The organism is Pseudomonas graminis (assembly GCF_004364335.1).
Taxonomy (GTDB): Bacteria; Pseudomonadota; Gammaproteobacteria; order Pseudomonadales; family Pseudomonadaceae; genus Aquipseudomonas; species Aquipseudomonas graminis_D.
The window spans coordinates 262,182-274,456 of the sequence record NZ_SOCR01000003.1; the positions used below are offsets into that span (position 1 = coordinate 262,182).

Sequence of the window (12,275 nt, forward strand, 5' to 3'; positions counted from 1 at the left end):
TCATGCATGGCGCAACGGTTCGTCATCAGCAATCCGCCGCCGGCCGCAACAAGCCGGTGCCGCGTGGTGCCAGCCGCATGGTCGCCAAGGAGCCCATGTCGTCGCGCATGCCGCGACCGAATTTCGGTTTCCTGCGCAGCCTGATGTGGCCGGTGTTGTTGGTCGTGCTGGGGTTCGGGACGTACGAAGCTGCCCAGCGTCTGTTGCCGTACGCCGACCGTCCGATCTCCCGGATCAACGTTCAGGGCGACCTGAGCTACATCAGCCAGCAGGCCGTGCAACAGCGCATTGCGCCGTACGTGGCGACGAGCTTTTTCAATGTCGACCTGGCCGGCATGCGCACCGAGCTTGAGCAAATGCCGTGGATTGCCCACGCCGAGGTTCGCCGCGTCTGGCCTGATCAGGTCGTGATCCGTCTGGAAGAACAATTACCGGTTGCGCGCTGGGGCGATCAATCCCTGCTGAACAACCAGGGTCAGGCATTCACCCCGCGTGAACTGGCCAATTACGAACACCTTCCGCAGTTGTTCGGGCCTCAACGGGCTCAACAGCAGGTGATGCAGCAGTACCAGGTCCTGAGCCAGATGTTGCGCCCGTTGGGGTTCTCCATCGCTCGCCTGGAACTGCGTGAGCGAGGCAGCTGGTTTCTGACCACCGGCGCAGGCACTGCAGGCCCAGGCCTGGAGCTGCTGCTGGGACGAGGCAATCTGCTTGAGAAGATGCGCCGCTTTATCGCCATCTACGACAAGACACTGAAAGACCAGATCACGAACATTGCGCGAGTCGACCTTCGTTACAACAACGGCCTGGCCGTTGGTTGGCGCGAACAGGCAGCCGCGCCAACGACGGACAAACCCGCCGTCGCGAAGAATTGATAAGAGGCAGGACCCATGGCAAACGTGCAAAGCGGCAAAATGATCGTCGGATTGGATATCGGCACCTCCAAGGTGGTGGCGCTGGTAGGCGAAGTCGCGGCTGATGGCACGCTGGAAATCGTCGGTATCGGCACTCATCCGTCCCGCGGCCTGAAGAAGGGCGTTGTGGTGAATATCGAATCCACCGTGCAATCGATCCAGCGCGCCGTAGAAGAAGCGCAGCTGATGGCCGGTTGCCGGATTCACTCGGCGTTCGTCGGTGTTGCGGGCAACCACATCCGCAGCCTGAACTCCCACGGCATCGTGGCAATTCGCGACCGAGAAGTCAGCTCGGCCGACCTTGAACGCGTGCTCGACGCTGCCCAGGCCGTGGCGATCCCGGCTGACCAGCGCGTGCTGCACACGCTGCCACAGGACTACGTCATCGATAACCAGGAAGGCGTTCGCGAGCCACTGGGCATGTCGGGCGTGCGTCTTGAAGCCAAGGTTCACGTGGTGACCTGCGCGGTGAATGCTGCACAGAACATCGAAAAATGCGTGCGCCGCTGTGGCCTCGAAGTCGACGACATCATCCTCGAGCAACTGGCCTCGGCGTACTCGGTGCTGACCGACGACGAGAAAGAACTGGGCGTGTGCCTGGTAGACATCGGCGGCGGTACCACCGACATCGCGATCTTCACCGAAGGCGCGATCCGTCACACCGCGGTCATCCCGATTGCCGGCGACCAGGTGACCAACGACATCGCCATGGCGCTGCGTACACCGACCCAGTACGCCGAAGAAATCAAGATCCGCTACGCCTGCGCCCTGGCCAAACTGGCCGGCGCCGGCGAAACCATCAAAGTGCCAAGCGTCGGCGATCGTCCGCCTCGTGAGCTGTCCCGTCAGGCCCTCGCCGAAGTGGTCGAGCCGCGCTATGACGAGCTGTTCACCCTGATTCAGGCCGAGCTGCGTCGCAGCGGCTACGAAGACTTGATCCCGGCCGGCATCGTGCTGACCGGTGGCACCTCGAAAATGGAAGGCGCGGTCGAACTGGCCGAAGAGATCTTCCACATGCCGGTCCGCCTCGGCGTGCCGCACAGCGTCAAAGGGCTCGCGGACGTCGTTCGCAACCCGATCTACTCAACCGGCGTCGGCCTGTTGCTGTACGGACTGCAAAAGCAGTCTGACGGCATCTCGCTGTCCGGCCTTTCCGGCTCCGGTAGCAGTTATAGCGATGAACCGAAAGCTCCAGTGTTAGAGCGTCTCAAGCGCTGGGTTCAGGGAAATTTCTAAGATTCAAAAAGTGGTAGGCAGGCAACAGGCGACATAAAACTAGAGAACTGAAGGAGAGGGAACATGTTCGAGCTCGTAGACAACATCCCACAAAGCCCGGTAATTAAAGTTATCGGCGTTGGTGGTGGCGGCGGCAACGCAGTCAATCACATGGTCAAAAGCAACATCGAAGGCGTCGAGTTCATCTGCGCCAACACCGATGCTCAGGCCCTGAAAAACATTGGTGCACGTACCATTCTGCAATTGGGTACCGGCGTGACCAAAGGCCTGGGCGCAGGTGCGAACCCTGAAGTCGGCCGTCAGGCTGCACTGGAAGACCGCGAGCGTATCGCTGAAGTGCTGCAAGGCACCAACATGGTCTTCATCACCACCGGCATGGGCGGCGGTACCGGTACCGGTGCTGCACCGATCATTGCCGAAGTGGCCAAGGAAATGGGCATTCTGACCGTTGCGGTCGTGACGCGTCCGTTCCCGTTCGAAGGCCGCAAGCGCATGCAGATCGCCGATGAAGGCATCCGCGCGCTGTCCGAAAGCGTCGACTCGTTGATCACCATTCCCAACGAGAAGCTGCTGACCATCCTCGGTAAAGACGCCAGCCTGCTGTCGGCTTTCGCCAAGGCTGACGATGTACTGGCCGGTGCCGTTCGCGGTATCTCCGACATCATCAAGCGTCCGGGCATGATCAACGTCGACTTCGCTGACGTACGCACCGTGATGTCCGAAATGGGCATGGCGATGATGGGCACTGGCTGCGCCAGCGGTCCGAACCGTGCGCGTGAAGCCACCGAAGCGGCCATCCGCAACCCATTGCTCGAAGACGTGAACCTGCAAGGTGCTCGCGGCATTCTGGTCAACATTACCGCCGGTCCTGACCTGTCTCTGGGTGAGTACTCCGACGTGGGTAGCATCATCGAAGCGTTCGCCTCCGAGCACGCCATGGTCAAGGTCGGTACCGTTATCGATCCGGACATGCGCGACGAGCTGCACGTGACGGTGGTTGCCACCGGCCTGGGTGCAAAAATCGAGAAGCCTGTGAAGGTCATCGACAACACCCTGCAGACCGCTCAAGCCGCACCTGCGCAGCAACACGCCGCACGCCAGGAGCTGCCTTCGGTCAACTACCGCGATCTGGATCGTCCAACCGTGATGCGCAATCAGGCACACGCGGGCGCAACCGCCGCAGCGAAGATGAATCCGCAAGACGATCTGGATTACCTGGACATTCCAGCGTTCCTGCGTCGTCAGGCTGACTAATGGGTTCTATCAGGGGTATAAGGGTGATTGGTGTTCAGCAAAGGCGGGGTCTGCTATCATCGCCAGCCTTTGTTGATACTAATTCGCGATACGCGCTGAAGCGGCCAATGCCATGATTAAACAACGCACCCTGAAAAATATTATCCGTGCCACAGGTATCGGCCTGCACTCGGGGGAGAAGGTTTACCTGACCCTCAAACCAGCACCTGTGAACGCTGGCATTGTGTTTTTCCGTACCGACCTTGAGCCGGTGGTCCAGATCAACGCCCACGCGTTGAATGTGGGTGACACCACGCTCTCCACGACGCTGTTCAATGGCGACGTGAAGGTCGATACGGTCGAGCATTTGCTGTCGGCCATGGCCGGCCTTGGCATCGATAACGCCTACGTTGAACTTTCTGCCTCCGAAGTTCCAATCATGGACGGCAGCGCAGGTCCCTTCGTATTCCTGATTCAATCGGCTGGCCTGGAAGAACAGGACGCACCGAAGAAATTCATCCGCATACTTAAAGAAGTGTGCGTAGAAGAAGACGGCAAGTCCGCCAAGTTCTTACCGTTTGAAGGTTTCAAGGTAGGGTTCGAGATCGATTTCGATCACCCTTATCTGAAGAACCGTACACAGACGGCTTGTGTGGATTTTTCCAGCACTTCGTTCGTTAAAGAAGTGAGCCGTGCGCGGACATTCGGTTTCATGAAAGACATCGAGTATCTGCGTAAGCACAACCTGGCTCTGGGCGGCAGCGTTGAAAACGCGATCGTCGTGGACAAGGACGGCGTGCTGAACGAGGACGGTCTTCGTTATGAAGACGAGTTCGTGAAGCACAAGATTCTGGATGCCATCGGTGACCTGTATCTGTTGGGCAACAGTCTGATCGGCGAGTATCAGGGCTTCAAGTCGGGACACGGTCTGAACAATCGTTTGCTTCGTGCGTTGATCGCTCAGGAAGACGCTTGGGAAGTTGTGACCTTCGAAGATGCCAGCACCGCACCGATCTCTTACATGCGCCCCGTTGCGGCGGTGTAAACAGTCTCTTCTTCCTAGTTTTTGATGTTTTCAGGCCACCTTCGGGTGGCCTTTTTTATGGATGATTGAATTAGATAGCGTACAGATCCATTTTTTGTGTTTGCTGGAATTATGGTTCCGCCCTTACGGCGGGTCACTTTTGGCAAAAGCGCCCCAAAGTAACCAAAAACGCTTTGCTCCTGGTTTGGCCCTTCCTTCGTCAGGGTTCCTTCACTCCGGTCTCGCTCCGTGGGCCCGCGCCGAACGGACATCCATGTCCTGACGGCGCTCTCGCCGCATCCATGCGGCTCAGCCCACTCCGCGAAACCTGCGTTCAGCCTGCATCCAAGTCGCGTTCTGCGGTGTTTGGGCCTTCTGTGTAAGAAGATCAAGATCAAAGCAGATCAAAGGCAGAAGCAGATCAAAAGCTTCCCGGCTGAAGCCGGTCCTACTAAGGCATACGGTGTTGACTGACTGCACGCGTTGTTAGTAGGACCGGCTTTAGCCGGGAAGAGGCCAGTGCGAGCGCCGCCATTTTCTGAGCTTATGATTGCCCAGCCTCTTTCGGCGCCGCATGCGCCGCCAGCCGCTCCAGCGCAGCACGCAGTTTCGGGTCGGTGATGCCTTCTGCCGTCGCGGTGATGGTCTCCGCCGCCGCAACCGAAAGATCCCGCGTATGCCCGGCCGCGATTCGATGGGTCCTTGCGGGCTGTACCTTCAGTTGCAAGCGGGTGAGGTTGGCGAATTCCTTGAACGCGACCAGTTGCCGTTGCAGACGCTTCTGTTGATAGCGCAGTCGAGTGGCCCAGTGGCCGTCGGTGACGATGAGCAGCAGGGTGCCTTCTCGCCAGGACGCGACGTGGCAGTGCTCGCGGGCGGCGGGTTGCAGCTGGCTTTCCAGCAGACGCTGCAAGTGCGCGAGGCGCTGAGCGTGGTTGAAGATGGCTTTGAGCGGCCGGGCTTCGCGCAGGAGAACAGCCGGTGCGCGAGCCGGTAGGGGACGAAATGCCATGATGGGGTGCCTAGTGTTGCCAGGGTGTGATCTTAGCAGAATCGGTTGAAGCACCTTCAGGTCAGGCCGTTTCAGGTGCAAATGCACGGCGCAATGATGAAAAAACATTAATAAAACTTCTCACCCCCATGGGTTGAAGTCACGGGAAATGACCCTATTGTACTTCTGCCCCGTAACATTGCTGTGCCAGCATCGTGGAATAACGCCACTTTCCTCACCACCATTTCCGGGTAGAATGCTCGTTCGCATGCGGCCATGAGGGCTGCTCGGGCGACTCACGGGGCCGCCCTCCATCCCTATGTGTGGAAGATCCTTTCGATATGTTTGCACCTTTGTTAAAAAAACTTTTCGGAAGCAAGAACGAGCGCGAAGTGAAGCGCATGCTCAAGACGGTCCAGGTCGTCAACAGCTTCGAAGAGCAAATGCTCGCCCTCTCGGACGAACAGCTGCGCGCCAAGACCGACGAGTTGAAGGCCCGCATAGCCAAAGGTGAGACCCTCGACCAGCTCTTGCCCGAAGCCTTCGCGGTTTGCCGCGAGGCGGGTAAACGCGTGATGGGCATGCGTCACTTCGACGTACAGCTGATCGGCGGCATGACACTGCACGAAGGCATGATCGCCGAGATGCGTACCGGTGAGGGTAAAACCCTCGTCGCGACCCTCGCGGTCTACCTCAACGCACTGTCCGGCAAAGGCGTGCACGTGGTCACGGTGAACGACTACCTGGCCCGTCGTGACGCCAACTGGATGCGCCCGCTGTATGAATTCCTCGGTCTGACCGTAGGCGTGGTCACGCCTTTCCAGCCGCCGGAAGAGAAGCGCGCCGCTTACGCTTCCGACATCACCTACGGCACCAACAACGAATTCGGTTTCGACTACCTGCGCGACAACATGGCGTTCAGCCTGGAAGACAAATTCCAGCGTGAACTGAATTTCGCCGTGATCGACGAAGTGGACTCGATCCTCATCGACGAAGCCCGTACGCCGCTGATCATCTCCGGTCAGGCCGAAGACAGCTCCAAGCTCTACACCGAAATCAACAAGCTGATCCCCAAGCTCGAGCAGCACATCGAGGAAGTGGAAGGCGTGGTCACCAAACAGGGTCACTTCTCCATCGACGAGAAGTCCCGTCAGGTCGAGCTGAACGAGTCCGGTCACCAGTTCATCGAAGAAATGCTCACCGAAGTCGGCTTGCTGGCGGAAGGCGAGAGCCTGTATTCCGCGCATAACCTCGGTCTGCTGACCCACGTTTATGCCGGTCTGCGTGCGCACAAGCTGTTCCATCGCAACGTCGAGTACATCGTTCAGGACGGCCAGATCCTGCTGGTCGACGAACACACCGGCCGTACCATGCCGGGTCGTCGTCTGTCCGAAGGCCTGCACCAGGCCATCGAAGCGAAGGAAGGCCTGAACATTCAGGCCGAGAGCCAGACCCTGGCCTCGACCACCTTCCAGAACTACTTCCGTCTGTACAACAAGCTGTCCGGCATGACCGGTACGGCGGACACCGAAGCGTTCGAATTCCACCAGATCTACGCCCTGGCCGTCATGGTCATTCCGCCGAACAAGCCGTTGGCGCGCAAAGACTTCAACGACCTCGTGTACCTGACCGCCGAAGAAAAGTATGCGGCGATCATCACCGACATCAAGGCCTGTCTGGCCGAGCAACGTCCGGTGCTGGTGGGTACGGCGACGATTGAAACCTCGGAGCACATGTCCCGCCTGCTGGTGCAGGAAGGCATCGAGCACAAGGTTCTGAACGCCAAGTTCCACGAGAAAGAAGCTGAAATCATTGCCCAGGCAGGTCGTCCGGGTGCGCTGACCATCGCCACCAACATGGCCGGTCGCGGTACCGACATTCTCCTGGGCGGTAACTGGGAAGTTGAAGTAGCCAGCCTGGAAGACCCGACCCCTGAGCAGATCGCGCAGATCAAGGCTGACTGGCAGAAGCGCCATCAGCAAGTGATCGAAGCGGGCGGTTTGCACGTTATCGCTTCCGAGCGTCACGAATCCCGCCGTATCGACAACCAGCTGCGGGGTCGTGCCGGTCGTCAGGGTGACACCGGTTCGAGCCGTTTCTATCTGTCGCTGGAAGACAGCCTGATGCGCATCTTCGCCTCTGACCGGGTGAAGAACTTCATGAAGGCGCTGGGCATGCAGTCCGGCGAAGCGATCGAGCACCGCATGGTGACCAACGCGATCGAAAAAGCGCAGCGCAAGGTCGAAGGTCGCAACTTCGATATCCGCAAGCAATTGCTCGAGTTCGACGACGTCTCCAACGAACAGCGCAAAGTGATCTACCACATGCGTAACAGCCTGCTGGCTGCGACCAACATTGGTGACACCATTGCCGAGTTCCGCGAAGAAGTCCTCGACGCCACCATTTCCGCGCACATCCCGCCGCAGTCGTTGCCTGAGCAATGGAACGTCGCGGGCCTGGAAGCCGCGCTGAACAGCGATTTCGGTGTGAAGCTGCCGATTCAGCAGTGGCTCGACGAAGACGATCACCTGAACGAAGACACCCTGCGTCCGAAGTTGATGGAAGCCATTCTGGCGGCCTACAACGAGAAGGAAGACCAGGCCAGTGCCGAAGCGTTGCGCACCTTCGAGAAACAGATTCTGCTGCGCGTGCTGGACGATCTGTGGAAAGACCACCTGTCGACCATGGATCACCTGCGTCATGGTATTCACCTGCGCGGTTACGCTCAGAAGAACCCGAAGCAGGAATACAAGCGCGAGTCGTTTGCCCTGTTCCAGGAGCTGCTCGATTCGATCAAGCGCGACGCCATTCGTGTGCTGTCCCACGTTCAGGTTCGCCGCGAAGATCCGGCCGAGGAAGAGGCGCGTCTGCGTCGGGAAGCCGAGGAGCTGGCGCAGCGCATGCAGTTCCAGCACGCCGAAGCGCCGGGTCTGGATCAGCCGGACCTGCTCGCTGAAGAGGGCGAAGACGTAGCGGTTGCCGCAGCCGCCGCACTGTCGCCGGTTCGCAACGACCAGAAGCTGGGTCGCAACGAATTGTGCTGGTGTGGTTCGGGCAAGAAATTCAAGCACTGTCACGGTCAGATCAACTGAGTCGTGAACCGCGACGGGCTGTAGCTGAACTGTAAAATCACGCCGCGACCGGCTCAGCCGTCGCGGCGTTTTTCAATCAATCGAGCCGTGTCGGCGGTGCCGCATGGCGTGACTGTCTTTCAAGGAGCGCACTTCATGGCTGTTGGTCTTGGTCCTTTGCCGACGCTGCACCCGGTTCCCGGTTTTGAACTTGGCATCGCTTCCGCCGGCATCAAGCGCCCGGGGCGCAAAGATGTTGTAGTCATGCGTTGCGCCGAAGGCTCCAGTGTCGCAGGCGTGTTCACCCTGAACGCCTTTTGCGCGGCGCCGGTGATTCTCGCCAAGCAGCGCGTGCGAGGCACTGTGCGTTATTTGCTGACCAACACCGGCAACGCCAATGCCGGTACCGGGGAACTGGGCCTGGCTGCCGCCGAGCGCACCTGCGCGAAGCTGGCCGAGATCACCGGGGTGGATGCCAGAGCGGTGCTGCCGTTTTCCACCGGCGTGATCGGCGAGCCATTGCCTGTCGAGAAGATCGAAGGCGCGCTGCAGGCGGCGCTGGATGATTTGTCCGTCGACAACTGGGCCGCGGCGGCCACCGGCATCATGACCACCGACACGTTGCCGAAGGGCGCGAGCCGCCAGTTCGTGCTCGACGGCGTGACCGTCACCGTAACCGGCATCAGTAAAGGTGCGGGCATGATTCGTCCGAACATGGCGACCATGCTGGGCTACATCGCTACAGACGCGAATGTTGCACCCAGCGTGCTGCAGGACCTGATTCGCGACGGCGCCAACAAGTCGTTCAACCGCATCACCATCGATGGCGACACGTCGACCAACGACTGCTGCATGCTGATCGCCACCGGCCAGGCCGACCTGCCCGCTGTCACCGAAGCCAAGGGCCCGCTGTTTGAAGCGCTGAAAAAAGCCGTCTTGGAGGTCTGCATGGACGTCGCTCAGGCCATCGTGCGTGACGGCGAGGGCGCGACCAAGTTCGTGACCGTCGAAGTCAACGGCGGCGGCAATCATCAGGAATGCCTGGACGTGGGTTACACCGTGGCGCATTCGCCGTTGATCAAAACCGCGCTGTTCGCCTCCGACCCGAACTGGGGCCGGATTCTGGCGGCCGTGGGTCGCGCGGGCGTGCCGAACCTCGACGTCAGCAAGATCGACGTGTTTCTGGGTGACGTGTGCATCGCCAGCAAAGGCGCTCGCGCCAGCACCTACACTGAAGAGCAAGGCTCGCTGGTGATGGCGCAGGAAGAAATCACCATCCGCATCGAGCTGGGCCGTGGCGATTGCAGCGAGACCATCTGGACCACCGACCTGTCGCACGAATACGTGAAGATCAACGCGGAATACCGCACCTGAGTCATGAGCGAGTCCACCGGTTTCAACGGAGCCAAGACATGAGCCTGCACCTGATCATCGGCGACAAACGTTATTCCTCCTGGTCGTTGCGTCCGTGGCTGGCGCTTGCGCTGACCGGCGAGGCGTTCACCGATCAGGTGATTCGCCTGAATCAGGCCGACACCACGCGCCTGATTCTGGAGCATTCGCCGACCGGTAAAGTCCCTGCGCTGAAGTGCGAGCACGGCACCATCGTTGATTCTCTGGCGATCTGTGAGTATCTGGCGGAGCGCTTCCCCGATGCAGGTCTGTGGCCGGCGGATGTCGCCGCCCGCGCTCAGGCTCGGTCGGCGTGCGCGCAGATGCACAGCGGCTTTGTCGGACTGCGCTCGCGCTTGCCCATGGATTTACGTCAGAACGAGGCGCTGGAAGTCATTGCGGTCGAAGCTCAGGCAGACATCGACCGTATGGTTGCGCTGTGGCGTGAATGCCGCGCGGTGTCGGGTGTGAACGAGGGTTTCCTGTTCGGCACGCCGGGCATCGTCGATGCGTTCTTCGCACCGGTCGCCGTGCGTTTTCGTACCTATCGCGTGCAACTGCCAGCGGACGCGGCAGCCTACGTCGAAACGATTTATCAGTGGCCTGAGTTCAAGCGCTGGCAGCAGGCGGGTCTGGAGGAAAGTTGAACGTGAAACGCATCCATGTGGCCGCGGCGGTTATCCGTGGCACCGACGGCAAGATCCTCATCGCCCGACGCGCCGACAAACAGCATCAGGGCGGCTTGTGGGAGTTTCCCGGCGGCAAGGTCGAGGCCGATGAGTCGGTCCAAGCCGCGCTGTCCCGCGAGCTGCATGAAGAGCTCGGCATCGTCGTCACGGCGGCGCGTCCGCTGATCCAGATCAAGCACGACTACCCGGACAAACAGGTGTTGCTGGACGTCTGGGAAGTCTCGTCGTTTACCGGCGAGCCCCACGGTGCTGAAGGGCAACCGCTGGCCTGGGTGTCCCAGCGTGAACTGGCCGAGTACGAGTTTCCGGCAGCGAACAGGCCGATTGTGGCTGCGGCGCGTTTGCCAGGTGAATACCTGGTCACCCCGGACGATCTGGAAACGCCGGAGCTGCTGTGCGGCATACGCACCGCGGTGGCTGGCGGCATAAAGCTGGTTCAGCTGCGTGCGCCGAACATGTACGACCCGAAATACCGTGACGTGGCGGTTGACGCGGTCGGACTGTGCGCAGGCAAGGCGCAGTTGATGCTCAAAGGGCCGCGCGAATGGCTGGGTGACTTTCCGGCGGCGGGCTGGCACCTGACCAGCGAACAGCTGCGCAAATACGCCAGCAAAGGTCGGCCGTTTCCTGAAGACCGCTGGCTGGCGGCTTCATGTCATGACGCCGAAGAGTTGAGTCTGGCCGAGCAGATGGGCGTGGATTTCGTCACCCTCTCGCCCGTGCTGCCGACGCAAAGCCATCCTGATGCGCAGCCGCTGGGCTGGGAGAAGGCCCGCGAATTGATCGAAGGCTTCAGCAAGCCGGTTTATCTGCTGGGCGGGGTAGGGCCGACGGATCGTCAGCAAGCGTGGGAATGTGGCGCCCAAGGTGTGGCGGGGATCAGAGCGTTTTGGCCGCAGGGCTGAAGAGGATCACATGGTAGGAGCGCGCCTGCCCGCGATTGCAAGTCTCAGCGCTCCCCCAGGATCAAGGTGATGCCGAAACCCCTGTAGGAGCCGGCTTGCTGGCGAACCCAGCGTGTCAGGCGCCATCGATCTTTCTGACCGGACGGGTTCGCCAGCAAGGTGGAGCGCCACCCCGGCGGCTCCTACAGAAGCGGTGTCCGTCTTCAGTAGTGAATCCGACAGGCACCGTTCTGTGTGATCACTGCGGCTTCTTCGCAGGCTCCCACAATATCTCCGCTACCCCCTCACGCCGGGCAATGATCCGTGCCGCGACAAACAGCAGATCCGACAGCCGATTGATGTACGCCAGCCCGAACCCGGCCAGTGGCTCGACCGCGTTCAGGTGCTGACAGCGTCGCTCCGCTGTACGCGCCAGACTCCGGCAAACGTGGGCCTGAGCGATCAGCGTCGAGCCGCCCGGCAAGATGAAGTTCTCCAGTGGCCCCAGCTCTTCATTCCAATGATCGATCGCCGTTTCCAGACGCTCGATCTCCGCTGCATTCAGCGCCTGATATTCCGGCATCGCCAGCTCGCCGCCCAGGTCGAACAACCGATGCTGACACGGCGCCAATACGTCGATGACTTCCTGCAACGCCGGATGAGTCGCGACTGCCGCCGTCAGGCCGGCCAGCAACACGCCGACCTGACTGTTCAGCGAGTCAACTTCCCCGATGGCCTCGACCCGCGGATGATCCTTCGGCACCCGACGGCCGTCGCCCAGACCCGTTTCGCCGGTGTCACCCGTGCGCGTGTAAATTTTCGACAAGCGAAATCCCATGGC

Annotated in this window: 10 protein-coding genes; 8 read left to right on the forward strand and 2 right to left on the reverse strand. The window is 60.3% G+C overall.

Translation table 11 applies throughout. The features are described 5' to 3' along the window. Nucleotides 1-2: 2 nt before the first annotated feature. From EC919_RS06260 to lpxC, 4 genes are all read left to right on the forward strand, one after another. The gene (locus EC919_RS06260; protein ID WP_133772219.1) at nucleotides 3-875 is read left to right on the forward strand and encodes a cell division protein FtsQ/DivIB; all 873 of its coding nucleotides are present in this window, start codon (nucleotides 3-5) and stop codon (nucleotides 873-875) included. A 15-nt stretch (nucleotides 876-890) separates the two neighbouring features. Further along, nucleotides 891-2,150, forward strand: coding sequence for a cell division protein FtsA (ftsA, locus tag EC919_RS06265; RefSeq protein ID WP_037014678.1), 1,260 nt, complete (start codon nucleotides 891-893; stop codon nucleotides 2,148-2,150). Nucleotides 2,151-2,213: 63 nt separating this feature from the next. Further along, nucleotides 2,214-3,404, forward strand: coding sequence for a cell division protein FtsZ (ftsZ, locus tag EC919_RS06270; RefSeq protein WP_133772221.1), 1,191 nt, complete (start codon nucleotides 2,214-2,216; stop codon nucleotides 3,402-3,404). A gap of 112 nt (nucleotides 3,405-3,516) precedes the next feature. Continuing rightward, nucleotides 3,517-4,428, forward strand: a complete 912-nt coding sequence (gene lpxC, locus EC919_RS06275) for a UDP-3-O-acyl-N-acetylglucosamine deacetylase (RefSeq protein WP_065992158.1) — start codon at nucleotides 3,517-3,519, stop codon at nucleotides 4,426-4,428. A gap of 523 nt (nucleotides 4,429-4,951) precedes the next feature. Here lpxC and EC919_RS06280 read toward each other — a convergent pair. Beyond that, nucleotides 4,952-5,419: a DUF721 domain-containing protein gene (locus tag EC919_RS06280; RefSeq protein WP_133772223.1), complete on the reverse strand. Its 468-nt coding sequence runs from the start codon at nucleotides 5,417-5,419 to the stop codon at nucleotides 4,952-4,954. 320 nt (nucleotides 5,420-5,739) lie between these two features. On the opposite strand from EC919_RS06280, the gene secA reads away from it, so the two are divergent. From secA to EC919_RS06300, 4 genes are all read left to right on the forward strand, one after another. Continuing rightward, nucleotides 5,740-8,490: a preprotein translocase subunit SecA gene (gene secA, locus EC919_RS06285; RefSeq protein WP_133772225.1), complete on the forward strand. Its 2,751-nt coding sequence runs from the start codon at nucleotides 5,740-5,742 to the stop codon at nucleotides 8,488-8,490. A gap of 135 nt (nucleotides 8,491-8,625) precedes the next feature. Then, on the forward strand, nucleotides 8,626-9,843 hold the full coding sequence (argJ, locus tag EC919_RS06290) for a bifunctional glutamate N-acetyltransferase/amino-acid acetyltransferase ArgJ (protein ID WP_133772227.1): 1,218 nt from the start codon (nucleotides 8,626-8,628) through the stop codon (nucleotides 9,841-9,843). 38 nt (nucleotides 9,844-9,881) lie between these two features. Continuing rightward, the gene (locus EC919_RS06295) at nucleotides 9,882-10,508 is read left to right on the forward strand and encodes a glutathione S-transferase family protein (protein ID WP_133772229.1); all 627 of its coding nucleotides are present in this window, start codon (nucleotides 9,882-9,884) and stop codon (nucleotides 10,506-10,508) included. A 2-nt stretch (nucleotides 10,509-10,510) separates the two neighbouring features. Next, nucleotides 10,511-11,455, forward strand: a complete 945-nt coding sequence (locus EC919_RS06300; protein WP_133772231.1) for a Nudix family hydrolase — start codon at nucleotides 10,511-10,513, stop codon at nucleotides 11,453-11,455. A 238-nt stretch (nucleotides 11,456-11,693) separates the two neighbouring features. Here the strand turns inward: EC919_RS06300 and EC919_RS06305 are convergent, their stop codons facing one another. Further along, nucleotides 11,694-12,272, reverse strand: coding sequence for a cob(I)yrinic acid a,c-diamide adenosyltransferase (locus EC919_RS06305; RefSeq protein ID WP_133772233.1), 579 nt, complete (start codon nucleotides 12,270-12,272; stop codon nucleotides 11,694-11,696). Between the last annotated feature and the right edge of the window lie 3 nt (nucleotides 12,273-12,275).